The sequence below is a fragment of the Ochrobactrum sp. MYb379 genome, from assembly GCF_037479515.1.
Taxonomy (GTDB): Bacteria; Pseudomonadota; Alphaproteobacteria; order Rhizobiales; family Rhizobiaceae; genus Brucella.
Genome location: NZ_JBBGYW010000005.1, coordinates 162,223 through 185,958, shown reverse-complemented (window position 1 = coordinate 185,958; position 23,736 = coordinate 162,223). Strand labels below are relative to the sequence as shown.

Below are 23,736 nucleotides of genomic sequence, written 5' to 3'. Positions count from 1 at the left end.
TCTATCTGAAATGAAACCATCGTTCCGCACCCTTACTTTGTCGGCTTCGCTTCTTGCGACCGCACTCGCTGCACCAGCATTCGCGCAGGCTTCCGAGACCATTTCGCCAAAGGTCATGGTCATCACCATGTTTGGCGAAGAAGCAAAGCCATGGCTGGAAGGTGAAAAATTCACGCAGAAGATCAAGCTTGCAGGTCTAAGTCCTGAATATCCCGAAATCGATTGCACGGCGGAAGGCCTCTGCCACATGACCACCGCCATGGGCTTTGCTAATGCCGCAAGTGCGGTTGCTGCCATGGCACTGAGCGATAAGCTTGACCTCAAGCACACCTATTTCCTGATCGCGGGCATTGCAGGCGTTGATCCAAAGCACGGCACACTTGGTTCTGCCCATTGGGCGAAATACGCCGTCGATGCGAACTTGAACCACCGCATTGATATTCGTGAAGCTCCTGAAGGCTGGCCAACAGACTTCTTCGGTCTTGGCGCATCAAAGCCGGGCGAAAAGCCAAAATGGGCAGCAGGCACAGAAGTTTTCGAACTTAACGGTAAGCTTGCCGATTATGCACTGGCAACAACCAAAGGCGTTGAGCTTCTCGACAGCGATGATGCGAAGGAATATCGCAAGCATTACACGCAAGAAGCTGCAACCAGCGCACCAAAAGTAACGATCTGCGACACCGCATCGGCTGACACTTATTGGCACGGCACCAAGCTTGGCGAAGCAACCGAACAGTGGACCAAGCTCTTGACCGAGGGCAAGGGCGAATATTGCACCTCGCAGATGGAAGACAATGCCACGCTGACCGCGCTCAAGCGCGCAGGCGATGCAGGCAAGCTCGACTTCAATCGCGTGGCCCTTCTGCGCACCTCTTCAAACTTTGATCGTCAGGGCAAGGACCAGACCGCAGCGGAATCGCTTGCAGCAAAATCAGGCGGTTTCCCGCTGGCCACAACCAATGCCTATCGCGTTGGCAAGACCTATGCAGACAGCATCATCAAGGATTGGAAGTCGTGGGAACAGGCACCGCAGACTGACGCCAAGTAAGTCGGTAATGCTATAACGACTCAAAAATCAAAGCGCCTTTCGATAATATCGGAAGGCGCTTTTTTTGCGAGCGCATCCCGAAAAGTGTGAAGCGGTTTTCGGATACAGATGCGCGTTATCTCGAAATGGCTAATTTGAATCTGAGTTCAAAGACTTAGCGTCGGAAATTGAATCAGTTCTCTAATCCGAGGTTGGCAAGCGCCGCATTGTGAATTCGATCACATCATCAGGCCGTTCGCACCAGCTCTCGATTTCAGTCCAATAGGCAGCTTTCGGAAAACTCTCGAACCATTCACGTGCCTTATCGCGTGCAGCCTGTCGCGGCAGGGCAAATGTCTCACGGACAAAGCCATCACGCGGGAGTCGACTTTTGTTCGCGCGGCCTTTTTCAAGCTGCTTGCGCAAGCCTTCAAGCGGCGGTTTGGGCGGTGATGCTTTCATGCAATTGCCTCCCTATAGGGAAATTTACGATCCCTTCAGGGATTAAGATAGGCAAGCAACACGCCTATGACGAGTCTTTTCTTGGGGAGAGGAAATTGCCCCTGCCACTCATCTTGTGTTCGCGCTATGCCAGCGCACAGGACTTTGCTAAGTCTCATTTATATAAAACGATGACGATACATTGCGTGAGAGGATACAAAAATGCAGCGCGACGAAATTCCGGCAATCATCCCGCAAGATATCGAAGAGAAAAAACTAGCTGCTCAAAACTGGTTTGAAGAACTGCGCGATCGTATCTGCGCGAGCTTCGAGCAGCTTGAAGACGACTTGCAGGGCCAGCTTTCTGATCAGGAACCAGGCCGCTTTGTCCGCACCCCATGGCAGAAGGATGAAGGCAACGGCGGCGGTGGCGTTATGTCCATTATGCATGGCCGCGTCTTTGAAAAAGTCGGCGTCCACGTCTCGACAGTGCATGGCGAATTCACCCCGGAATTTCGCAAACAAATACCGGGTGCCGAAGAAGACCCGCGCTATTGGGCCAGCGGAATTTCATTGATCGCGCATCCGCAGAACCCGAATGTGCCAGCCGTTCATATGAACACGCGCATGGTCGTGACCTCGCGCCAGTGGTTTGGTGGTGGTGCTGACCTCACCCCTGTACTTGATCGTCGCCGCACGCAGGAAGACCCGGACACGCTGGCCTTCCACAAAGCTTTCCGCTTCATCTGCGAAAAGCACAAAGACATTGTCGATTACCAGCGCCTGAAAGAATGGTGCGACGAATATTTCTTCCTGCCGCATCGCGATGAAGCGCGTGGCATTGGCGGCATCTTCTATGACTGGCTGCATTCATCCGAAGAACAGGGCGGCTGGGACAAGGACTTCGCTTTCACCCGCGATGTGGGTCGTGGCTTCTCTGTCGTCTATCCGCATCTTGTACGCCAGAATTTCAACAAAGACTGGACGCCGCAGGATCGCGAAGAACAGCTTATCCGTCGCGGACGTTATGTGGAGTTCAATCTGCTTTATGATCGTGGTACGATCTTTGGTCTAAAGACTGGCGGCAATGTGAATTCCATTCTCTCGTCCATGCCGCCAGTGGTGAAGTGGCCGTAACATTTATTAAAACAAAGGGCCGGATTTTCCGGCCTTTTCTTTATGCGTTAAACGCTGCGTGATAGCTCACTTCGCCTATTGGTATCTCGCCATTAAAAGACAGGCACTGAAAATACTCGGCCGGTACACCGGGAAGTTTTAGCCTGTCATCTGCCTTAAAGCCAAAGCGTTGATAATAACCTGGATCACCAAGCAGCACGCAGCCCTTGGCTCCCGCCTCTTGCAGTCGCGAAAGCCCATCACGGATCAATGTACTGCCAATCCTCTGGCCATGCCTTTCGGGCGAAACGGATACCGGACCAAGTCCATACCAGCCGAGATCCTCACCGTTGATAAGAACCGGCGAGAAAGCCACATGGCCAACAAGGTCATTATGTTCTTCTGCAACCAGCGACACAGTTAGGGCAGATGCCAAACGAAGCCCATCGACAATATCTGCTTCTTTCTGGTTGCTATGTGGTGCATGCAAAAAGGCCATCTGCGTGAGATTGCGAATAGCTGTCTCGTCGCCCGCTTTCTCGTCTCTCACTAGCATAGGCCTTATGCCTTTGGCTGATTGCGAAGCTTTTCAGCCTGCGCATAGAACTTCTTTTCCCACTCGTTGTGGTTATCCAGCCCTTCTTTGATGAAAGGGGTGAAAATCGCCAAATTCATCAGCGCCCAGTTGACGAAACGCGCCGGGAATTTCAGCGGCTTCACAAAATCCACAAACAGCACCACACGCGTATGCTCGGTGTGGTTCCATGCCTCATGCTCATAGGCATCGTCGAAAATCAGGACCTTGCCTTCCTGCCAATGACAAATCTGCTTATCCACGCGGATGGCAAGCTTATCGGCAGGCTCCGGAACGATCATGCCCATATGCAGGCGCAGCACGCCATTATATGGACCGCGATGCGGCGGCAGATGCTTACCCGGCTCGAAAATCGAAAACATAGCAGTCGTCAGACCCGGAATATGCTGCACAGCATTCCATGTGTTCGGACATGCTTTGACATTCTGCTCAGACTTCACACCGAAGCCCAACAGGAAGAATGTCTTCCAATGGTTGTCAGTCGAGATTGTCTTCACGTCTGACGAAATATCCTGAAACGATGGCAGCTCGCTCTGGCGCAGCAACACCTTTTCCAGTTCCGCACGAATTGCCGGATAGGCCTTCTCAACCTCTGCCGCCCACGGGAATGTCGCATTGTCATAAACGGGCGGATTGCCGAGCTTGGCATATTTCAGATTAAGCCGCTCCGCCCATGCAACGATACCCATGAAGAAACGCGTTACCGCACCCGGACGCTCCATTGGCGCAATGCCTTGCGTGCCGAAATTCTGCTTGGGATCAGAAGAAGCATTCTGCGAAGTCGATGTATCAGGATTGGACATGCCAAGACGCTTTCAAAACAAACTAAAAAACATTCGATCATAAGTTAATGAAACTATGGCTGAATTTTACAAGTCATCAGCCGTTCATTTTATTGCGATCAAGTTTGTCCAGAAGCGTTTCGCGGTCAAGACTAAAACCGGAGTCAATCCATAAAGTTTCGAGGTTGCGCAGCACTTCACCAAGTCCCGGACCTTTTTCAATGCCAAGTTCCAGAAGATCGCTACCCGTCACCGGAAAGACCAGAGGCTCATATTTTTCCGTCATTTCAAGCAGCCGCGAATAGCCGCCAGCACGGATCATCGCGTCGTCGCTGGAGGCCGCTTCCTGACGCGCCGATGCATAAGCAAGCCGGATGCGATCTTGTATCGCCTGCGAACTGCCGCGATAAATAAGTTTCTTCAACGCCTGCTCGGAAGTCTCAGACTTAACAGCGTCCGCCCTCGCCCATGCTTCAAGCCGCGCACGCTCGGCATTCGACATTTTCAGCCGCTTGCCCAGTTCCGTCATGCGTGCCGCATCCGGCGGAACAATGCTTTCAAGCCGCAAAAGCGCATCAACTGGCCAGCCAAGATCGGCTTCCGTGCGCACGAGGCCATGAATGGAATCTATGCCCCATTTTTCGCTTTCCGGCAGAATGGCACTCAGCACGCCCGACTGCCGCATCCAGAGCAGCGAGCGCGAAGGATCAGGTGCGGCCAGAAGCTTTTTAAGTTCCGCCCAGACGCGCTCGGCAGACAGTTGCTCAAGGCCGTCTTTCAGCCGTGCGCTGGCACGCAGGCCTTCCGTTTCAGGTCGCCCTGTTCCATACCACGCAAAGAACCGAAAGAACCGCAAAATGCGCAGATAGTCTTCGCGAATACGTTCTTCCGCATCGCCAATAAAGCGCAGAGTCTTTGTTTCAATATCGGCAAGACCGCCAACATAATCGATCACATCGCCATTGGCCGTTGCATAGAGCGCATTGATGGTAAAATCACGCCGTTCGGCATCCGCTTTCCAGTCGGTTCCAAATGCCACCTTTGCATGACGGCCATCGGTCTCAACGTCCTTACGCAAGGTCGTCACTTCAAATGGCTGACCATGAATAACCACTGTTACAGTGCCATGCTCAATGCCGGTTGGCACAGGCTTAAAACCCGCTTCTTTTGCCAGTCGCACCGTATCTTCGGGTAGATGGGTCGTGGCAAGATCAATATCGCTGACAGCTGTTCCGAGCAGCGTATTGCGAACAGCACCGCCCACCACGCGCACTTCACCACCGTCGCGATTAAAAGCGGCAAAAAGCGCCTGTAATGGCTTTGCATGAAGCCAGCTGGCCTTGTCAGAAATATTCACTGTATCGCTCAACGGTAGAGCCTTTCATAAAGTCCGCGAATGATACCTGCGGTCACGCCCCAGATGAATCGTTCGTGATATGGCATTGCGTAATAAAAGCGTTCCTGACCATTAAACAACCGGCTTTCGCGCCGGTGATTGGCCGGGTTCATCAGGAATGAAAGTGGCACTTCGAAAATATCCGCAACCTCGTCCGGGTTCGGATACACGTCAAAAGGCGTATTGACCACCGCCAGAACCGGGGTAATGGAAAAGCCGCTGCCCGTGAGATAGCGCGGCATATGCCCGATGATCTCCGCCCGATCAGCAATCAGCCCGATTTCCTCATTGGCCTCGCGCAGCGCTGCATTTTCCGCCGTTCCGTCCTCCGGATCTATGGCGCCGCCCGGAAACGCAATCTGGCCGGAATGTTGGCGCAACTTTTCCGTGCGCCGCGTGAGCAGCAGAGTTGCTTCCGGCCCGCGATCCACCACTGGCACCAGCACAGCCGCATCGCGCATTTTCGATGTGACCATAGATTGCGTGAAGTCCGGATTGAGCAAATGATCACCCGTCAGATCGTCATGATCCGGCTTCCAGTGACGTACGCGTTGCGCAAAATCATTCGCGGAAAACAGGCTTTGCACATGCTCATTCATGCAATGCAGCCTCCAGCGCATCCGCAGGCATCATCGGGAAAACCGTTCCATTCGAGCGCACTGCAAACATGGTCACGCCATCAACCTCAATCTCTTCGCCCAATGCCACCAGATCATACATAACCGCACGTCCGACCAGCGCCTCAAGTCGTCCACGCATAGTGATATAGGGTTTAAGACCGCCGCTTTCATCATCAACGACAAAGCGCAACGGATGCTCAGCATCGACTTCGACAACATCACCGACATTGGTGCGGAAAGTCAGTTTCTGTGCCTCACCCTCGCCAGAGACCTGCATTTCAACAGCAATGAAATGCGCGTCCTCCACCCGAATGCCAATTTTTTCCACCGGGGTTACAAGATAGGTTTTACCGTCTTCATCCTTGCGCAACACCGTCGAAAACAGTCGAACAAGCTGCGGGCGGCCAATCGGTGTTCCCATATAGAACCATGTGCCATCGGCAAGGATTTCCATATCCAGATCACCGCAAAACGAAGGGTTCCAGCGCTCAACCGGCGGAATCCCGCGCTCTTTGGTGGCGGGTCCACTGGTAGCATCAGCATGAGCGCGCGCAATCAGCGCTTCCAGTCCGCCCATATTTTCAGCATCGCGTTTTATGCTTTGCGGCGTTTCGTTGCCTTCGGGGGTGATTTTTATCATCCGACTCGGTTATCCCTGTGCGAATGTGATTAAAACTCTTAAAGTCATGAAATAGTCACCGTTTCACGGCTTGTCAGCATATATAGTGATTTAATCGATCACATGCAGGTGCGGATATTTTTGCGAGGTCCTTATGAGCGTAGTTGTTAGCCCCGAAATCGCCAACCCCGACCAGATTGTTGCCGAAGCAGAAGCCGCACTCGCCGACATCGCACGCATAAAGGAAAATGTCGGAACGGTTATCTTCGGGCAGGAAAGCGTCATCGAACGCACGCTCGTCGCAATTCTGGCTGGCGGTCATGCACTGCTCGTCGGTGTTCCCGGCCTTGCCAAAACCAAGCTTGTAGAAACACTCGGAACAGTTCTTGGCCTTTCAGGTCAGCGCATTCAGTTCACGCCTGATCTAATGCCATCCGATATTATCGGCTCGGAAGTGATGGAACAGGATGCAGACGGCCGCCGCTCGTTCCGCTATCTCAAAGGCCCGATCTTCACGCAGCTTCTGATGGCCGACGAAATCAACCGCGCCTCGCCACGTACCCAGTCGGCCCTTTTGCAAGCCATGCAGGAATATCACGTCACCGTCGCCGGTCAGCGCTATGACCTGCCCGCACCGTTTCATGTGCTTGCAACGCAAAATCCACTGGAGCAGGAAGGCACCTATCCACTGCCTGAAGCACAGCTTGATCGCTTTTTGATGCAAATCGACATTCTCTATCCTGAACTCGATGCCGAGCGCCGCATTCTGCTGGAAACAACAGGCGTTACTGAGGCAAAGCCGCATGCGGTTCTGGATGCCGAGCGTCTGCGCCAGATGCAGGCACTGGTGCGCCGTATGCCTGTTTCAGAAAGCGTCGTTGACGCTATTCTCAAGCTCGTGCGTTCTGCACGTCCCGATGCCGATAATGAACATGCAAAGAAACACATCGCATGGGGTCCGGGTCCACGCGCAAGTCAGGCGCTGATGCTCTGTGCGCGTGCGCGTGCGCTTTATGAAGGGCGTCTCGCCCCATCCGTCGATGATGTGAAAGCGCTTGCTGAACCAGTTCTGCAACATCGCATGGCGCTTAATTTTGCAGCGCGTGCGGACGGCATGCATGTGCGTGATGTCATCGCCAATCTGGTGAAGGCTTCTGCCTGATGGTGATTGGCGCAGAAGTTTCATCGGCAGACCGCAAGGATACTTTAGCGCGTGCACGAGCGCGCGCAGCCAGTATCCCCGATCTGCTGGTTGAAGCGCAACGTGTCGTCAACACTGTGATGAATGGCTGGCATGGCCGTCGCAAACGCGGCCCCGGTGAAAACTTCTGGCAGTTCCGGCCCTATGTGCAAGGCGAAACACTGGCCCATATCGATTGGCGGCGCTCAGCGCGTGACGATCATACCTATGTGCGCGACCGCGAATGGGAATCCGCACACACTGTCTGGCTTTGGTGCGATTTCTCACCCTCGATGCTTTATCGCTCGCAGCTGTCAACGGTTTCGAAAGAAGCCCGTTCTCTGGTGCTGACCCTTGCACTGGCCGAACTTCTTTCGCGTTCAGGTGAACGCATTGCTTTCCCATCGCTGTTGCAGCCCTTTTCGGCGCGCAATGGTGCGGAACGCCTAGCAGGCGCATTGATGCATGACACCGCCTCACGCCCTTTACCCGACATTGATCTAATCCGCCGTTTTTCGGAAGTTGTGCTGGTGTCAGATTTTCTTCAACCGCTTGATGAACTGACAACTTTGCTTGACGATCTGGCGAAGCGCGGAGTTCGCGCACATCTTGTGGAAGTGGCCGACCCGGCAGAAGAGACGTTCCCCTATTCGGGACGCACCGAGTTTCGCGACCCTGAAACAGGAACAACGCTTGTTGCAGGCCGAGCTGAAACCTATGCGGAAGACTATCGCCGTCTTTATATCGCACGCCGCGATACGGTGGCCGATTTTTGCCGACGCCTTGGCTGGAGCTTTACCGTGCATCGCACCGACACACCGGCAACGCAGGCTCTGTCGCTATTGCATGATGCTTTAAGTGTATCCTCTTCAGGAGGTGCGCGCTGATGAATTTCCTGCCGCTCGCTTTTAGCTCACCACTTATTCTCGCAGGTCTTCTTGCGCTACCGGTCATCTGGTGGCTGCTACGCATGACGCCGCCGCGCCCGCAGGAAGAAACCTTCCCGCCATTGCGCATTCTGGCACAGGTTTTCAAACGCGAAGAAGTGCCGTCGAAAAGCCCATGGTGGATGACGCTGCTTCGTCTGCTGATTGCAGCGCTCGTCATTCTCGCGCTTGCTTCGCCCATCTGGAATCCGCGTCCCCTCGCCCTTTCCGGCAATGAACCGCTGGCCATCGTCATTGATAATGGCTGGGCATCGGCAGAAGACTGGCCGCAACGCGTAACGGCTGCGGAAAAACTAATTGCCGATGCGGAAGGCACCAACGCACAGATTTACGTACTTGGCACCGCAGAACCAGCCAATGCCGAGATTGGCCCTTATGATGCCAGCCGCGCATTAGAACGCTTGCAAGCCCTGCAGCCGCGCCCAATCCCCGTTGATCGCAAAGTGGCATTGGATCGCCTCGCATCGACAGTGCCACAAGGCGAAAAAATTCGGCTGGCTTTCATGAATGATGGCCTGTCGCAGCCGACTGACAACGATGCTTTCGCAAAGCTTGATCAGGATGGTCGCTTGGCCTCAGTTCTCTGGTATGCGGCTGATCTTGACCGCGTTGTGGCGCTGACCAGCATCGACAACAAAGTCGACAGCCTCGAAGCAAAAGCAATCCGTCCGGAAGGCATAACCATGCCGCGCACGCTGACGGCCTCTGCCTTTGACGACAAAGGACGTCGCATTGCGGAAGCGCCACTCTCTTTCGCCGTTGGCAGCACAGAAGCGACAGCGCGCTTTAATCTGCCGGTCGAATTGCGCAATGACTTCCGCGTCATCCGCATTGACGGCATCCAGCAGGCCGGAGCCACACGTCTGATTGATGCAGGATCAGAGCGCCGCACCATCGGCCTTCTTGCCAGTGGCGATGGCGATCTCGCACAGCCACTTTTGTCGCCGCTGCATTATATTTCGCGTGCGCTCTCGCCTTATGCAAACCTGATCGAACCACGTTCCGCAGACCTGATGAAGACTGTGCCGGAACTGCTAGATGCGAAGCCCTCCGTCCTGATCATGGCCGATATCGGCACCTTGCCAAAGCCTGTTGAAGAACAGCTTTCCAAATGGGTTGAAGATGGCGGCACACTGGTTCGCTTTGCCGGACCACGCCTCGCCGGTGCCGGTGAAAATGATCCGCTTTTGCCGGTGCGTCTGCGCAAAGGTGAACGCGCTTTGGGCGGAACACTATCATGGTCCGAGCCGCAAAAGCTTCGTTCATTTTCAGACAAAGGCCCATTTGCGGGGCTGACGGTCCCGGATGATGTGACAGTCACACGACAGGTTCTGGCGGAGCCATCTTTCGATCTCAACGACAAGGCTTATGCCACGCTTGCCGATGGTACGCCGCTTGTAACAGGCGAAAGCCAAGGCCGGGGCAATGTGGTTCTCTTCCACAGCTCGCCCGATGCCACATGGTCGAGCTTGCCGATTTCCGGTTCCTTTGTCGAAATGCTGCGCCGCATCGTGTCGCTGTCGCAGCGCACCAATGCGCAAGGCGACCAGCAATCCGTTTCACTGCCACCTTACCAGCTTCTTTCTGCCTCTGGCGAACTCACACCGCCCTCGTCGGAAGCAAAGCCTATCGTCGTGGAAAAAGACAAACTGCCCGATGTCAGCATCAACACACCGCCCGGCTTTTACGGCAATGAAGACGGTTTGAAAGCGCTCAACATTTTTGAGGGAAGCAACATCAAACTGCTGCCAATGACCCCACCCGCTCTTTCTGTTGGATTAACGCCCGCATTCTATGGTGCAGACCAATCCATTTCGCTGCGCGGTCCGTTCTTTGCAATTGCCGCAATGCTTCTGGCGCTCGACACATTGCTGATGCTCTGGCTGCGTGGCGTGTTCCGTCGTCGCATGAAAATCCGCTCGAAAATTGCAGGTATCGCCATTCTGGTCGCTGCCGCTTCTGCTATCAGCCTGATACCCGTTTCCGTGCCTTACGCCCAGGCGCAACAGGTGCACGATGATAGCAAACCCGGCGATGAAGCCACTATCAATTCCGTCTCGCAAACCCACCTCGCCTATATCATCACCGGCAATGCCGCGACCGATGACATAAGCAAAGCAGGTCTGCGCGGGCTGACTTTTGCGCTTAGCGATAAAACCGCACTAGAGCCGGGTGATCCGATTGGTGTAGACCCCGCAAAAGACGAACTGGCCTTCTACCCGCTGATTTATTGGCCGATTGACCCGGATGCGCCAATGCCGACGCCAGAGGCAATCGCTAAGGTTGACGCCTATATGCAGCAAGGTGGAACCGTGCTTTTTGATACGCGCGACCAGCTGCAGGCAGGCGCAAGCCTTGATGCATCTGCCTCGCCTGCCAATCAGCGTCTGCGTACAATTCTCGACGGAATGAATGTGCCGCCGCTTGAGCCAGTTCCCGACGATCATGTGCTGACCAAGTCTTTCTTCATCATGCCGAATTTTCCCGGCCGCTATGAAGGAAGCCCGCTCTGGGTTGAGGCAACCGCAGCGACCGATGCAGCGCGGGACAGGCCAGTGCGCACGGGCGACGGTGTTTCGCCGATCATGATAACCGCCAATGATTTTGCGGGCGCTTGGGCCGTGGATGAACAGGGCAATCCGATGTTGCCAACCGTGCCCAATGATCCGATGCAGCGCATCTATGCCATTCGTGGCGGCGTGAATATCGTCATGTATATGCTCACCGGCAATTACAAATCTGATCAGGTCCATGTTCCCGACCTGCTAGAGCGGTTGGGGAATTAATATGAATGTAGAACTTGAACCCTTCCTCTCATTGCCATGGCTGATCGGCATACTGGCACCGCTGGCGCTACTCGTTCTGGCGACAATCGCGCTGCGTATGCGCGGCGGAATTATTCGTGGCCTTGCAGCCATTGCCCTTGCGCTGGCATTGCTTAATCCGGTCATCGTCAGCGAAGAACGCGAACCGCTGAAAAGCGTCGTGGCGCTAGTGGTTGATCGCAGCCAGAGTCAGCAACTCGGCGAACGCCGCGCTGATACAGATGCATCCCTTAAATCCGTGCGGGATCAGCTTGCTACGATGCCACAGTTTGAAACGCGTGTGGTGGAAGCAGCAGAACCCGGCGAAAACGACAATGGCTATGCAACGCGGCTCTTCGGTCCGCTTGCACGCACATTGCTGGATGTTCCGCCGTCGCGCGTTGCAGGCGCCATTATGATCACCGATGGTCAGGTGCATGACATTCCGACCAGCGCAAACGCTCTCGGCTTTGACGCACCTGTTCATGCGCTTATCACCGGCAAGCCGAATGAGTTCGACCGCCGCATCAAGTTCAATAAGGCGCCGCGCTACGGCATCAGTGACAAACCGTTGGAAATGTCCTTCACTGTCATTGATGAAGGCAAAAGCTTAGGACAGTCCGCCCCCGTCGAAATCCGCGTTAATGGCGAAAAGGTCAGCGAAGAACAGGCAAAAGTTGGGCAGGAAACGCCGGTCACGATTGAACTGCCGCGCGCTGGCGTCAATATTGTTGAGATCACCACGCCAACACTTCCCGGCGAAGTGACCGGTGCTAACAACCGCGCCGTTGCAACAATCGATGGCATTCGTGAAAACCTCCGCGTGCTGCTGGTTTCAGGCGAGCCGCATAATGGCGAGCGCACATGGCGCAATCTGCTGAAATCCGATGCCGCCGTGGATCTTGTGCACTTCACTATTTTGCGCCCACCCGAAAAACAGGATGGTACACCAATCAACGAATTGTCGCTGATTGCTTTCCCAACGCGCGAGCTTTTCGTCGATAAGGTCAATGAGTTCGATCTCATCATTCTTGATCGCTACCAACACCGCGATGTGCTGCCGCTGCTCTATTATGATTACATTGCGCAATATGTTGAAAATGGCGGCGCGCTGCTGGTGGCAGCAGGTCCGGAATATGCAAGCGATATGTCAATCGCCCGCACCCCGCTTTATAGCGCCCTTCCTGCAATGCCGACCGGAACGATAACGGAAAAGGCTTTTTATCCGCGCCTGACCGACCTCGGAAAGCGTCACCCGGTAACACGCGGTCTTGATGGCAGCGATCAGGAGCCACCGCATTGGAGCCGCTGGTTCCGTACCATCGACATTGACCAACCGCGTGGCGAAACCGTCATGAACGGCGCGGACGGCAAGCCGCTTCTGGTGCTCGACCGAGTCGGCAAAGGCCGCGTTGGTATGTTCCTATCCGATCAGGGCTGGCTCTGGGCACGTGGATTTGAAGGCGGTGGTCCCTATGCCTCGCTTTATCGCCGCATCGCACACTGGCTGATGCAGGAGCCGGAACTGGAAGAAGAAGCGCTGACCGCTGGCGGCAATGGCCGCACGCTCGCAATTCATCGTCAGACCATGGGCGACAATCCCGGTCAGGCAACTGTCACCACACCATCGGGCAAGGAATTGCAGGTCAACCTTACACAGGGCAAACCCGGCCTGTTCGACGGCACATTGCAAACCGATGAGATCGGTATTTTCCGTGTGAAGAATGGTGATCTGGAAACACTTGCCCATGTGGGACCAGTGGATGCGCCTGAATTTTCAGACAGCATATCAACCACTGAACGCCTGCAACCACTGGCAGATGTCACCGGCGGCTCGGTCCATCGCGTGCATGAGAGTGCGGAAAGTTCAGTTCAGGTCCCAGCCATCACTGCTGTTGCGGCTGGCCGCACGGCAAGCGGTAGCGACTGGATTGGATTGCGCGAAACATCAGACACGCAGCTTAAAAGCGTCAATCGTCTGCCATTGTTTTCAGGATTGTTTGCGCTCGCCGCCCTGCTCTTTATCTTTGGCGGAATGTGGTATCGCGAGGGACGGTAAACCGACCCCTCGCTTTCCCCTCTTTTTAACTCTCAAACTCTGTTTGCGTGCTGAACAACACCGCTCACACCATTGAGCGCATTTGGCGCAATCTCGCAGGCAAGCATCCGCCTCGGATCGACCGGCGCTGGCATAATCATCGAACCCGGCTGCACCATTTTAAAGCCGAAAGGTGCATAATAAGGCTCGTCACCCACCAGAACGATCAGCTTATGACCGGCTTTTTCGGCCGCCTCAATCGACATGCGCATCAGCTTGCCGCCGATGCCCCGCTTCTTCCACTCAGGCCGCACAGCCAAAGGTCCGAGCAACAAAGCTGGTGTCTTGCCAACCATAACCGGCGTCTGACGAACTGAACCAACCACGATACCGCCCATCAGCGCCACAAATGACAGATCGAGATCATGTGGGCCACCTTCACGAATGAAATGTGCCGCTTTGGTAAAACGGGCAGGACCAAAAGCCTCGGCATTGATCGCTTCGATCTCGATATCGTGCGCCGGGTTTTCCTGTGCGTAGGTCAGTTCAAGTTGCTGCATGGTGGATTTGCCTGAAGAGAGAGCTGGTGGCCATAAAAGCCCAATGGAATGCAATCTGCGCAGTTTGAGCGCAGTTCTAACTTTCATCGTCGGATGAAGCGCATTCCGGTCATTGCTCTCTCCAGTGCGGCGTGATTTGACGATACCGCAATTTGACAGTTGCCTAACACCAAATTGATCACAGGTAAAACAAAATCTTTCAAAACGGCGGTGCAAACTTATCTTTTTGGCACCGTTACGCACTGTTCACGCCTTGATAGGCTGTCAAACGGCAGTTTTGGCGCTATTTTCCTTATCAAAAGGAGAAATCACATGGGACTTCTGGTTGACGGCAAATGGCAGGATGTCTGGTATGACACGAAAGCCACCAAAGGCCGTTTCGAGCGCTCAAAATCACAGTTCAGAAACTGGGTCACAGCAGATGGAAGCGCAGGCCCGAGCGGCGAAAGCGGCTTTAAAGCCGAAGCTGGCCGCTATCATCTTTACGTCTCCTATGCCTGCCCTTGGGCGCACAGAACCCTGATTTTCCGCGCTTTGAAAAAGCTCGAAGACGTCATTTCTGTTTCAGTGGTCGATGCGCTGATGGTTGAAGAAGGCTGGACCTTCTATGGCACCACTGGCAGCACGGGTGACGCGCTTTATGGCGCGGAACGTCTGCACGAGATCTACACGAAAGCTGATCCGCATTATTCTGGCCGCGTGACCGTTCCGGTTTTGTGGGACAAGCAGCGCGAAACCATCGTTTCAAATGAATCGTCTGAAATCATTCGCATGTTGAACAGTGCTTTTGACCAATTCGGCGATGCATCGCTTGATTTCTATCCGGAAGATCTACGCAGCGAAATCGATGCGCTCAACGATTTCATCTATCCAAACATCAACAATGGCGTCTATCGCGCTGGCTTTGCCACCGAACAAGACGCCTATGAAGAAGCCTTCGGGCAGGTATTTAACGCGTTAGACAAGCTGGAAGATACGCTCTCAAAGAACCGCTATCTGACAGGTTCAAACCTCACCGAGGCCGATTGGCGTTTGTTTACCACACTCGTGCGCTTTGATCCCGTCTATGTCGGGCATTTCAAATGTAATTTACGCCGGATCGCCGATTATCCAAACCTTTGGAACTACACGCGTGAACTTTATCAGGTTCCCGGTGTGGCAGAGACGGTGAATATGGAGCACATCAAGGGCCATTATTACCGCAGCCATAAGACGATCAACCCGACGGGTGTCGTTCCGCTCGGGCCTGAGATCGACTTTGCCGCACCGCATGACCGGGACCGGTTTGACGACTGAGCCTTTTCTGCAACAGTCCTTTCAGAACATCTTTGTTTTCTAAAATCTTGAGCGCCTCTTTGATCCTGATCAATGGGGCGCTTTGCTGTGCGGTCCAGAGTGCGCGCATCACTACCCCAGACTACCGGGATCAAGACTTTGAGACTAAGAATTTAGGAGAGACTGATGAACCGCTTTGCCAAAGGGCTTCTCGCAGCAACAGCACTGACATTCGCCGCACCTGCAGCCTTCGCTGCTGACGCGATTGTCGCCCAGCCCGCGACCGAAATCGTTGCCGTTCCGCAGGCGCTGTCGCCATGGCAGATCCGCGTGCGCGCACTCGGCGTCGTCGCTGAAAACAAGGGCTACGTAAACGGCGTTGATGGTTCCGGTCTCGATTACTCGGAGTCGATCACGCCAGAACTCGACATCACCTACTACTTCACCGATAACCTAGCGGCTGAACTCATCCTCGGCACCACCTATGCCAATATCAACGGCACAGGCTCAATCGAAGGTCTCGGCAAAGTCGGTAAAGTCTGGATGCTGCCGCCAACGCTGACCATGCAGTATCACTTCACCAACTTCGGTGCTTTCAAGCCTTATGTCGGTGCAGGCGTGAACTACACGATTTTCTACAATCAGGATGCAGCAGGCGTTGATTATCTGAAAGTGAAGAACACCTTTGGCGGCGCGCTTCAGGTCGGCTTCGACTACATGCTTGATGAACATTGGGGTATCAACTTCGACGTGAAGAAGCTGTTCCTCGAACCAAAATTCGACGCAACACTGGCTGATGGCGTTACACAGGTTAGCGGCAAGGCCAAACTCAACCCTTGGCTGATCGGTACAGGTATCACCTACCGCTTCTAAGCATCGATAAGGGCGCGAAAGCGCCCTTTTCTTTACCAGTTTGCAAGCGGCTCCAGATCATGCAGCGCCTCTTGCAAGCGACGTTTGGTGGAAGGCGTTGTTCCTTCCGGCAATTTATCAAGCGGGAAGAAGCCAGCTTCGGCTATTTCCCTGTCACGCTGCTTTGGTCCGGTCTGCTCGAAAGCCCGACAGACATAAAGTGCCACATGATCCCGTTTTGACGCATGCGCATTCTTATAAAGCGCAAAAAGCTCAGGCCGTCCCGTCAGGCGGATATTGCCCTCCTCACGCAGCTCTTTCTCCAGCGCCTGTCCGAATGTTTCACCGCTATCGACGCCGCCGCCTGGTAATTGCCAGCCCGGAACATAGGTATGCTTCACCAGAAAAACGGAATTGTTCTTTTCATCAATCACAATTGCCCTGACACCAAGCGTCATCGGGCGCCGCAATAGAAAATAAGTATGAAATATAAAATGGCGGAAGCGCATACCGTCAATCCTGAGCAAATGTCCTGCACGCATCATTGCTACAAAGACATCAACAAAAAGTCGCTAAACACGGTTTCGATTTAAAAAATAATACAGTACACCGAAACTATGTTTCGCCTCACCCATATTTCAGACATCCACCTGTCGCCGCTGCCCCGCATTCGCTATCGCGAGCTGGCATCAAAGCGTATCACCGGCTACATCAACTGGATGCGCAATCGCAAAGGCGCGATGCATGGGACAGTTCTGGACAATCTCATTGCCGATATGCTGACCCAGAACCCCGATCATATTGCCGTAACAGGCGATCTGGTCAATCTGGCACTCAATCTCGAAATCGACGTTGCGCATGACTGGCTGCTGAAACTCGGAGACCCAAACAATGTTTCGGTCGTCCCCGGCAACCATGATGCCTATGTACCCGGTGCGCTGGATAAATCCTGCCGCAAATGGGAGCCATGGATGCGCGGCGATGGCGTGGATAACCACGGCCAGCGACCTCTGTTCCCTTATATGCGTGAACGCGGACCCGTAGCGATGATCGGTGTCTCATCTGCGCGCGCGACAGCGCCTTTCATGGCGAGCGGCGATTTCCGCTCGGCACAGGCCAAACGTCTTGCGCTTGCACTTGATGAAGCGGGTTCACGCGGACTATTCCGCGTTGTGATGATCCATCATCCGCCGATCCATGGGGCGACACCTGCACATAAGCGGCTCTATGGCATACGCAGGTTTCAAAAGGTTATTCAGAAGCATGGTGCCGAACTGGTCATCCATGGCCACACGCATCTTGCAACGCGATACGACATTGAAGGGCTAAACGGCAAAGTGCCGGTCATCTGTGTGCCGTCGGCCAGCCAGAACTTTGGTGGGCATAAACCACCTGCACGTTATAACATCTTCAACATCGACCGGAAGCCGGAAGGCGGTTGGTCATGCCAGTGGGAACAGCACGGCATTGAAGATGCGAGCGAACGCATCATCAAAATTTCAGAGCAGAAATTATATTAGAGCGCCGTGGGCCTAAATTGGCCCACAAAGGCCGCTCTAACACTGTAAATACAAAAGGCGGCATTTCTGCCGCCTTTTCTTTGATCACTTACCAACCACCCGGTTGGCCGCCGAAACAATTGCTTCGAGCGAAGCGCTCACGATATTGTCGTTGATACCAGCACCGAACAATTTGCCGTCTGGATAGGCGACTTCAACATAGGAAATAGCGGCTGCATCCGAACCCTGCTTCAGCGAATGCTCGGAATAATCGATAACCGACATCTTCACGCCGAGATATTTCGACAGCGCATCGATGAAACCATCAATAGGGCCGGTACCCTTGCCTTCAATATTCTTGGTCACGCCATTATCAGTAATTTCAGCGGTCAGAATACGACGACCCTTCTGATCAGGATCAGGATAGGTATGATGATCGACAAACTTGATGCGGCCTTCCGCCTGTTCCACATAGAGCTTCTGAAACTCTTCATGAATGCGCTTTGACGGCAGTTCCTTGCCTTCGTCATCCGTGATGTTCTGGATGATTTCGCGGAACTCGACCTGCAGATTGCGCGGCAGGTTCAAGCCGTAATCAGCCTGCAGTATATAGGCGATACCGCCCTTACCCGACTGCGAATTGATGCGGATGATCGCTTCATAGGAACGGCCAACATCCTGCGGATCGATTGGCAGATAAGGCACTTCCCAAACAGGAGAATTGGCGGTCTTGCGAACCTTCATGCCCTTGTTAATCGCATCCTGATGCGAACCGGAGAAAGCCGTATAGACCAGCTCACCCACATAAGGATGACGCTCGGCAATCTTCAACTGGTTTGAATATTCATAGACATCCTTCATGCGATTGATGTCACGGCAATCCAACTCGGGGTCGATGCCCTGCGTGTACATGTTGAGCGCCAGCGTCACCACGTCCACATTGCCAGTGCGCTCGCCATTGCCAAACAACGTGCCTTCAACGCGGTCAGCACCAGCCATCAGTCCCAATTCGGTTGCAGCAATGCCGGTACCACGATCATTATGCGGATGCAGCGAAATGATCAGGTTTTCGCGATTATCGAGATTACGGCACATCCATTCAATCTGGTCGGCATAAACATTTGGTGTGTTCATTTCGACAGTCGATGGCAAGTTCAGGATAAGCTTGTTTTCCGCAGTCGGCTTAACAATCTCCGTCACCGCATTGCAGATTTCCAACGCCACATCCAGCTCTGTACCGGTGAAGCTTTCCGGCGAATACTGGAAGCGGTAACCGCCACCAGCCTTGGAAGCCATGTCCATGATCATCTTGGCGGCATCGGTCGCAATCTGCTTGATGCCCTTGACGTCTTTGTTAAACACCACTCGGCGCTGCAATTCACTGGTCGAATTGTAGAAGTGAATGATCGGCGTCTTCGCACCTTCCAGCGCTTCAAACGTACGGGTGATCAATTCAGGACGGCACTGCACCAGCACCTGCAAATCAACTTCATCCGGCGTATCGCCCTGCTCGATTGCCCAGCGGCAGAAGTCAAAATCGGTCTGCGAAGCCGATGGGAAACCGATTTCGATTTCCGGGAAACCCATGTCGACCAACAAGCGGAACATACGTTCCTTGCGGTCGTGGCCCATTGGATCGATCAGTGCCTGATTGCCGTCACGCAGATCAACCGAACACCAGATCGGCGCTTTTTCGATGCGCTTTGCTGGCCATGTGCGGTCATCGAGTTTTGGAAACGGGAATGGCGTATATTTTACAGCCGCGTCAGACATGCTCTTGATTGGAGCTTTACGCTGAGCGTCAGAATTTTGGGCGTTCACGTTGTGGTTCATGGTCTTCTCATCCTCCCGGCGTACTGGGCAGTTCTAAACTGCGCACACGACACGGATATCTCGTCTTAAAATTCTAATTCGGATTTTGAGAAAGGAGCATGCGTCAGCGGGACTGTCATCGACCGCCGGACGCTCCTTTCAACGAGCCCGGCGATCGCCGCTAAGGCCGAGGGTAAGAAGCGAGTTTAGAACGCAAACGTTCACGCGCGCGCTGAAAGCGACGGCGGAATGTTCCAAAGATGTTGCGTTCTTCATAACCATGTCGATGCTTTTACACGCGGGGTTTCAAACGCGCAAGACGGATTTTTTTACGCAAAAGGCACAGAACTCGTGCCAATCGGCAGCTTTGCTTCATCTTCCGGCTCCACATGGATCACGACACGCGCACTTTCGATCTGCGTTTTCAGCGCATCTTCGATTCGGTCGCATATGATATGCGCGTCGCCCACGCTCATTTCAGCAGCAACAACCAGATGAAACTCGACGAAGGTAACACGACCTGCAATGCGGGTTTTGAGATCATGCACCTCAATCGCACCACCGGCATTGGCTGAAATCACATCGCGAATCCGCATTTCCTCGGAGGGCTCAACACCAATATCCATCAGGCCCTGAACCGACTTATTTATGACGCCCCAGCCCTGCCAGAGAATGTTGATGGCTACCAAAATAGCGAGCAGCGGATCGAGAATGGCCCAGCCGGTGATAACCGCGCCAACAAGGCCGAACAGAACACCCACGGACGTAAACACATCGGTCATAATGTGCTGACCATCGGCCTCCAGCGCTGGCGAACGCGCGCTGCGACCCGTGCGAATGAGCAACAGCGCCCAGAAGCAGTTTATGGCTGCCGCAGCGGTATTGATTGCAAGACCCAGCCACGGCTCTTCAATCTCATGCGGCGCTTGCAAGGCTGACCATGCTTCTTTTGCAATCAAAAGCGCTGCAATCGTGATCAACACGCCTTCGACAACCGCCGAAATATACTCCGCCTTGTGATGACCAAACGGGTGGTTCTCATCGGCTGGCTTGTAGCTAACACTGATAGCCCACCATGCGCCGAAAGCCGCAATCACATTGACGATGGATTCGAGCGCATCCGAATAAAGCGCGACAGATCCCGTGAGCGCATAAGCCACATATTTCAAACCCATAACGCCCAGCGCAACAGGAATAGACCAAGCGGCAAGGCGCCGAACTTTTACACTCGCGTCCATCACAAACCCTAATTCTTTAAATTCTTATCCCGACAAGCGGGTTTGAGCTTAAATATAAGCTCACTGCGCATTCACTCTGGCCAAGCCAGTTAGCCGCATTTCGATAGGCGTTCTATAGCCCAGAAATTCCGATAATCGAACCCCTCTTTTTTACTTCAGCAACTTAATTTTCTCTTGCGAATGCAATGCATTACAGTTGCAAATGGTTCGCTAAAGCATAATCCGACCGGAGTGAAACGAGTGTCGATAAGATTATGCTTAAGGTAAAAAGAGTTAGAGCGCCGATCTGATAAAATCAGATCGAAACGCGCTCTAGAGCAGCTCCGAAAAGGCGTTATTTTTGAACCCCATAAACGAAAAAACCGGCCGCAGTTTTCACTACGCCCGGTTCTTTGATTGTCAGATAAAATCGCGTTTAATAGTTGGTGCGGCGTGCTTTGTGCTTCGCTGCAAAATGCACCACCACATTTTCGATCATTCGCATCCCCGCATTATGACCCAACGTCATGATGGATTCGGGGTGGAACTGCACCGCCGCCACAGGCTCTTTTTTATGTTCAAAAGCCATAATGACACCATCTTCGGTTTCTGCTGTCACCAGAAAATCATCGGAGAGACGTTCAGGATCAGCAAAGATCGAGTGATAACGACCGACCGTTATTTCCTTCGGCAAACCTGAGAAGATGCGCTCTGGCTTTGAAACCCGAATACGCGACGGCTTACCATGCATCGGAATGCGTAGCTGACGTAGCGTTCCGCCATAGGCTTCTGCGAGTGCCTGAAGCCCCAGACAAACACCGAAGATCGGCAGCTCACGCTTACGCGCTTTATCGATAGTCGCCTTGCAATCAAAGTCCTGCGGTGTTCCTGGTCCGGGCGACAGCACAACGAGATCAGGATTGATGCGATCAAACACCTCGTCTGCCACCGGCGAACGCACGGTCGCAACCGTTGCACCTGTCTGGCGGAAATAATTGGCGAGTGTATGCACGAAAGAATCTTCGTGATCGACCAACAGGATTGAAATCCCCTCGCCCACCTTTGCCGCCACGCGCTCTTCAGCAACTTGATTGCTCTTCTGCGCTTCACGCACAGCGGCAATCATAGCCGATGCTTTCAGTTCGGTTTCGGCTTCTTCTTCTTCAGGATTGGAATCAAACAGCAGCGTCGCACCGGCGCGGATTTCAGCCACGCCTTCCTTGATGCGAATTGTACGCAGCGTCAGGCCAGTATTCATGTCACCATTGAAATGCATCATGCCGATAGCACCGCCATACCATGCACGCGGGCTGCGTTCGTTGTCTTCCAGAAAACGCATAGCCCAGAGCTTTGGTGCGCCAGTAACCGTCACAGCCCATGCATGGCTCAAGAAGCCGTCAAAAGCATCCATACCGTCGCGCAGACGACCTTCAATATGATCAACCGTGTGGATGAGACGTGAATACATTTCGATCTGACGACGACCGATCACACGTACCGAACCCGGTTCGCACACGCGGCTCTTGTCGTTGCGATCCACGTCGGAACACATGGTCAGCTCGGACTCGTCTTTCTTCGAATTGAGAAGCTTCAGAATCTGCTCAGAATCTGAGATCGCATCTTCACCGCGTTTTATGGTGCCGGAAATCGGGCAGGTCTCGATACGACGACCATTCACACGCACAAACATTTCCGGCGAAGCACCAACCAGATATTCGTTCTCACCCAGATTGATGAAGAACGAATAAGGCGATGGATTGATCGACTTCAGACGACGAAAAATTTCCGAAGGAGCCGTGTGACAGCGTTCATAGAAAGTCTGCCCCGGCACGACTTCAAACAGATCACCGCGCCTGAAGCTATCCTTGGCGCGTTCAACCAGCTTGGCATATTCGCCCGGATTATGATCGCCGCGTGGCAGGTCACGCTCGGCAGGTTTGAAAGCCTGTACAGGCGTCGCGCGTGCAAGATCATGCGTGGACGAACCGCCACAGCTAAACTCATAGCGGTCCACCCATGCGCGTGCGGAGTAGTGATCCGCCACAAAGATTTCATCAGGAATGAATAGCACCAGATCACGCTGATCATCCGGGCGCTTCAACTTGTACTGGATCGCGTCAAACTGGAATGCGAGATCATAGCCGAACGCACCGTAAAGGCCGAGATTTGCATCTTCTTCGGAGAAGAAAAGGCCAACAATTGCGCGTAGCACGGTGAAGACCGAAGGCATACGCGAACGTTCTTCTTCGGTGAAGGTGCCGGTGGGTTCAGCAATCGTCAGCTCGATACGATCTTCATCGGCCTTATCGACCTTCACTTCGACAAGCACCTCAACCGTCTTGAGGATCGGGCGCAGCAGGATCACGCCGCGCTTGTTCAACGCTTCAATGCGTATTTTACGTTCTCGAGACGTGATCACCACTGGCGGATCAACGATTGCCGTGTCCCATCGCGTGTAGCGGCCCGGATATTCGTAGTTGGAAGAAAACACCGCGCCGCGCCGCTCATTAAGAGCATCGATATAGGTCTCGATGGCTCCCTTATAAGCAGTCAGATGGCGCACACGTTCGACAACAATGCCGCCCGCTGTTTCGTGCGTGAATATCTCGCTATCCGCAATTTTCGCATTCATGACTGGCAATTCCCAAGTGTTATTCGTTATCGAGCACTTCCAAAGCTCAGGCCCCTCAACCAAAGCGCATCGTGCTTCGGCTTTTTATGCTCGCATGTCTTTCCCCCAAAACCGGTTTCCACTTTTGGGAGGCATGTGATGGTCTTATTCAAACAGCCAAACAAAAAGGCCGCCCGGATAATCCCAGCGGCCTGTTTCTAAACGCAAATGCACAAACGCCTGCGTGGCCGCTTTTAGCGAGCCCACCACCAGATTTTTGTTTCAATGCGCGAAATGTTCATGACGATACTGTTAGCCTTCCCTTGCATCGCTTGCAACCGGAAA

At 53.7% G+C, this 23,736-nt stretch carries 20 protein-coding genes; 9 read left to right on the top strand and 11 right to left on the bottom strand.

All coding sequences use genetic code 11. The annotated features are described in order from the left end of the window. Positions 1-10 precede the first annotated feature (10 nt). On the top strand, positions 11-1,048 hold the full coding sequence (locus WH356_RS13190) for a purine-nucleoside phosphorylase (RefSeq protein WP_339511505.1): 1,038 nt from the start codon (positions 11-13) through the stop codon (positions 1,046-1,048). A gap of 180 nt (positions 1,049-1,228) precedes the next feature. On the opposite strand, the gene WH356_RS13185 is transcribed toward WH356_RS13190, so the two are convergent. Continuing rightward, positions 1,229-1,489: a hypothetical protein gene (locus WH356_RS13185; protein WP_339511504.1), complete on the bottom strand. Its 261-nt coding sequence runs from the start codon at positions 1,487-1,489 to the stop codon at positions 1,229-1,231. Between the two features lie 201 nt (positions 1,490-1,690). Between WH356_RS13185 and hemF the strand changes: the two genes are divergently transcribed. After that, a complete protein-coding gene (hemF, locus tag WH356_RS13180) occupies positions 1,691-2,605 on the top strand; it encodes an oxygen-dependent coproporphyrinogen oxidase (protein WP_339511502.1) in 915 nt (304 codons plus the stop codon). A 40-nt stretch (positions 2,606-2,645) separates the two neighbouring features. Here the strand turns inward: hemF and WH356_RS13175 are convergent, their stop codons facing one another. From WH356_RS13175 to WH356_RS13155, 5 genes are all read right to left on the bottom strand, one after another. Next, positions 2,646-3,140 carry a GNAT family N-acetyltransferase gene (locus WH356_RS13175; protein ID WP_339511500.1) on the bottom strand — a complete coding sequence of 165 codons (495 nt, stop codon included), beginning with the start codon at positions 3,138-3,140 and terminating at the stop codon, positions 2,646-2,648. Positions 3,141-3,145: 5 nt separating this feature from the next. Then, a complete protein-coding gene (locus tag WH356_RS13170; protein WP_339511498.1) occupies positions 3,146-3,982 on the bottom strand; it encodes an aspartyl/asparaginyl beta-hydroxylase domain-containing protein in 837 nt (278 codons plus the stop codon). A 76-nt stretch (positions 3,983-4,058) separates the two neighbouring features. Further along, positions 4,059-5,330 carry a CCA tRNA nucleotidyltransferase gene (locus WH356_RS13165; RefSeq protein WP_339511496.1) on the bottom strand — a complete coding sequence of 424 codons (1,272 nt, stop codon included), beginning with the start codon at positions 5,328-5,330 and terminating at the stop codon, positions 4,059-4,061. Continuing rightward, on the bottom strand, positions 5,327-5,956 hold the full coding sequence (locus WH356_RS13160; RefSeq protein WP_339511494.1) for a CoA pyrophosphatase: 630 nt from the start codon (positions 5,954-5,956) through the stop codon (positions 5,327-5,329). Before WH356_RS13160 ends, WH356_RS13165 begins: the two co-directional genes overlap by 4 nt. Continuing rightward, complete coding sequence (locus WH356_RS13155) at positions 5,949-6,617, bottom strand: DUF1285 domain-containing protein (RefSeq protein ID WP_339511492.1); 669 nt, start codon at positions 6,615-6,617, stop codon at positions 5,949-5,951. The genes WH356_RS13160 and WH356_RS13155 overlap by 8 nt, the downstream gene beginning before the upstream one ends. Positions 6,618-6,750: 133 nt before the next feature. On the opposite strand from WH356_RS13155, the gene WH356_RS13150 reads away from it, so the two are divergent. Genes WH356_RS13150 through WH356_RS13135 form a run of 4 tightly spaced genes read left to right on the top strand, consistent with a single transcriptional unit; the run spans position 6,751 to position 13,586 of the window. Continuing rightward, positions 6,751-7,758, top strand: a complete 1,008-nt coding sequence (locus WH356_RS13150) for an AAA family ATPase (RefSeq protein WP_339511490.1) — start codon at positions 6,751-6,753, stop codon at positions 7,756-7,758. Further along, on the top strand, positions 7,758-8,663 hold the full coding sequence (locus tag WH356_RS13145; protein ID WP_339511488.1) for a DUF58 domain-containing protein: 906 nt from the start codon (positions 7,758-7,760) through the stop codon (positions 8,661-8,663). Before WH356_RS13150 ends, WH356_RS13145 begins: the two co-directional genes overlap by 1 nt. Continuing rightward, positions 8,663-11,509, top strand: coding sequence for a DUF4159 domain-containing protein (locus tag WH356_RS13140; protein ID WP_339511486.1), 2,847 nt, complete (start codon positions 8,663-8,665; stop codon positions 11,507-11,509). Before WH356_RS13145 ends, WH356_RS13140 begins: the two co-directional genes overlap by 1 nt. 1 nt (position 11,510) lies before the next feature. After that, entirely contained in the window at positions 11,511-13,586 is a 2,076-nt protein-coding gene (locus WH356_RS13135; protein WP_339511484.1) for a hypothetical protein, read from the top strand. A 32-nt stretch (positions 13,587-13,618) separates the two neighbouring features. Here WH356_RS13135 and WH356_RS13130 read toward each other — a convergent pair whose 3' ends face one another. Continuing rightward, positions 13,619-14,125 (bottom strand): GNAT family N-acetyltransferase, encoded by a 507-nt coding sequence (locus WH356_RS13130; protein ID WP_339511482.1) that lies wholly within the window; start codon positions 14,123-14,125, stop codon positions 13,619-13,621. 312 nt (positions 14,126-14,437) lie between these two features. On the opposite strand from WH356_RS13130, the gene WH356_RS13125 reads away from it, so the two are divergent. After that, complete coding sequence (locus WH356_RS13125) at positions 14,438-15,421, top strand: glutathione S-transferase family protein (protein ID WP_339511480.1); 984 nt, start codon at positions 14,438-14,440, stop codon at positions 15,419-15,421. Between the two features lie 165 nt (positions 15,422-15,586). Beyond that, positions 15,587-16,273, top strand: a complete 687-nt coding sequence (locus tag WH356_RS13120) for an OmpW/AlkL family protein (protein ID WP_339511478.1) — start codon at positions 15,587-15,589, stop codon at positions 16,271-16,273. Positions 16,274-16,305: 32 nt separating this feature from the next. Here WH356_RS13120 and WH356_RS13115 read toward each other — a convergent pair whose 3' ends face one another. Beyond that, positions 16,306-16,761: an NUDIX domain-containing protein gene (locus WH356_RS13115; protein WP_339511476.1), complete on the bottom strand. Its 456-nt coding sequence runs from the start codon at positions 16,759-16,761 to the stop codon at positions 16,306-16,308. Positions 16,762-16,869: 108 nt separating this feature from the next. Here WH356_RS13115 and WH356_RS13110 point away from each other — a divergent pair, with 108 nt between their 5' ends. Further along, positions 16,870-17,772, top strand: coding sequence for a metallophosphoesterase family protein (locus WH356_RS13110; protein ID WP_339511474.1), 903 nt, complete (start codon positions 16,870-16,872; stop codon positions 17,770-17,772). 84 nt (positions 17,773-17,856) lie between these two features. Here the strand turns inward: WH356_RS13110 and leuA are convergent, their stop codons facing one another. From leuA to WH356_RS13095, 3 genes are all read right to left on the bottom strand, one after another. Next, positions 17,857-19,584 carry a 2-isopropylmalate synthase gene (gene leuA / locus WH356_RS13105; protein ID WP_421565839.1) on the bottom strand — a complete coding sequence of 576 codons (1,728 nt, stop codon included), beginning with the start codon at positions 19,582-19,584 and terminating at the stop codon, positions 17,857-17,859. A gap of 308 nt (positions 19,585-19,892) precedes the next feature. Continuing rightward, positions 19,893-20,801, bottom strand: coding sequence for a cation diffusion facilitator family transporter (locus tag WH356_RS13100; RefSeq protein ID WP_339511472.1), 909 nt, complete (start codon positions 20,799-20,801; stop codon positions 19,893-19,895). A 415-nt stretch (positions 20,802-21,216) separates the two neighbouring features. After that, the gene (locus WH356_RS13095; protein ID WP_339511470.1) at positions 21,217-23,412 is read right to left on the bottom strand and encodes an anthranilate synthase component I; all 2,196 of its coding nucleotides are present in this window, start codon (positions 23,410-23,412) and stop codon (positions 21,217-21,219) included. Between the last annotated feature and the right edge of the window lie 324 nt (positions 23,413-23,736).

Excerpts from the sequence above, each read along its gene's own strand:
- WH356_RS13190 (WP_339511505.1), top strand. The coding sequence starts at position 11 with ATGAAACCATCGTTCCGCACCCTTACTTTGTCGGCTTCGCTTCTTGCG.
- WH356_RS13185 (WP_339511504.1), bottom strand. The coding sequence starts at position 1,489 with ATGAAAGCATCACCGCCCAAACCGCCGCTTGAAGGCTTGCGCAAGCAG.
- hemF (WP_339511502.1), top strand. The coding sequence starts at position 1,691 with ATGCAGCGCGACGAAATTCCGGCAATCATCCCGCAAGATATCGAAGAG.
- WH356_RS13175 (WP_339511500.1), bottom strand. The coding sequence starts at position 3,140 with ATGCTAGTGAGAGACGAGAAAGCGGGCGACGAGACAGCTATTCGCAAT.
- WH356_RS13170 (WP_339511498.1), bottom strand. The coding sequence starts at position 3,982 with ATGTCCAATCCTGATACATCGACTTCGCAGAATGCTTCTTCTGATCCC.
- WH356_RS13160 (WP_339511494.1), bottom strand. The coding sequence starts at position 5,956 with ATGAATGAGCATGTGCAAAGCCTGTTTTCCGCGAATGATTTTGCGCAA.
- WH356_RS13155 (WP_339511492.1), bottom strand. The coding sequence starts at position 6,617 with ATGATAAAAATCACCCCCGAAGGCAACGAAACGCCGCAAAGCATAAAA.
- WH356_RS13150 (WP_339511490.1), top strand. The coding sequence starts at position 6,751 with ATGAGCGTAGTTGTTAGCCCCGAAATCGCCAACCCCGACCAGATTGTT.
- WH356_RS13145 (WP_339511488.1), top strand. The coding sequence starts at position 7,758 with ATGGTGATTGGCGCAGAAGTTTCATCGGCAGACCGCAAGGATACTTTA.
- WH356_RS13140 (WP_339511486.1), top strand. The coding sequence starts at position 8,663 with ATGAATTTCCTGCCGCTCGCTTTTAGCTCACCACTTATTCTCGCAGGT.
- WH356_RS13135 (WP_339511484.1), top strand. The coding sequence starts at position 11,511 with ATGAATGTAGAACTTGAACCCTTCCTCTCATTGCCATGGCTGATCGGC.
- WH356_RS13130 (WP_339511482.1), bottom strand. The coding sequence starts at position 14,125 with ATGCAGCAACTTGAACTGACCTACGCACAGGAAAACCCGGCGCACGAT.
- WH356_RS13125 (WP_339511480.1), top strand. The coding sequence starts at position 14,438 with ATGGGACTTCTGGTTGACGGCAAATGGCAGGATGTCTGGTATGACACG.
- WH356_RS13120 (WP_339511478.1), top strand. The coding sequence starts at position 15,587 with ATGAACCGCTTTGCCAAAGGGCTTCTCGCAGCAACAGCACTGACATTC.
- WH356_RS13115 (WP_339511476.1), bottom strand. The coding sequence starts at position 16,761 with ATGCGCTTCCGCCATTTTATATTTCATACTTATTTTCTATTGCGGCGC.
- WH356_RS13110 (WP_339511474.1), top strand. The coding sequence starts at position 16,870 with ATGTTTCGCCTCACCCATATTTCAGACATCCACCTGTCGCCGCTGCCC.
- leuA (WP_421565839.1), bottom strand. The coding sequence starts at position 19,584 with ATGAACCACAACGTGAACGCCCAAAATTCTGACGCTCAGCGTAAAGCT.
- WH356_RS13100 (WP_339511472.1), bottom strand. The coding sequence starts at position 20,801 with ATGGACGCGAGTGTAAAAGTTCGGCGCCTTGCCGCTTGGTCTATTCCT.
- WH356_RS13095 (WP_339511470.1), bottom strand. The coding sequence starts at position 23,412 with ATGAATGCGAAAATTGCGGATAGCGAGATATTCACGCACGAAACAGCG.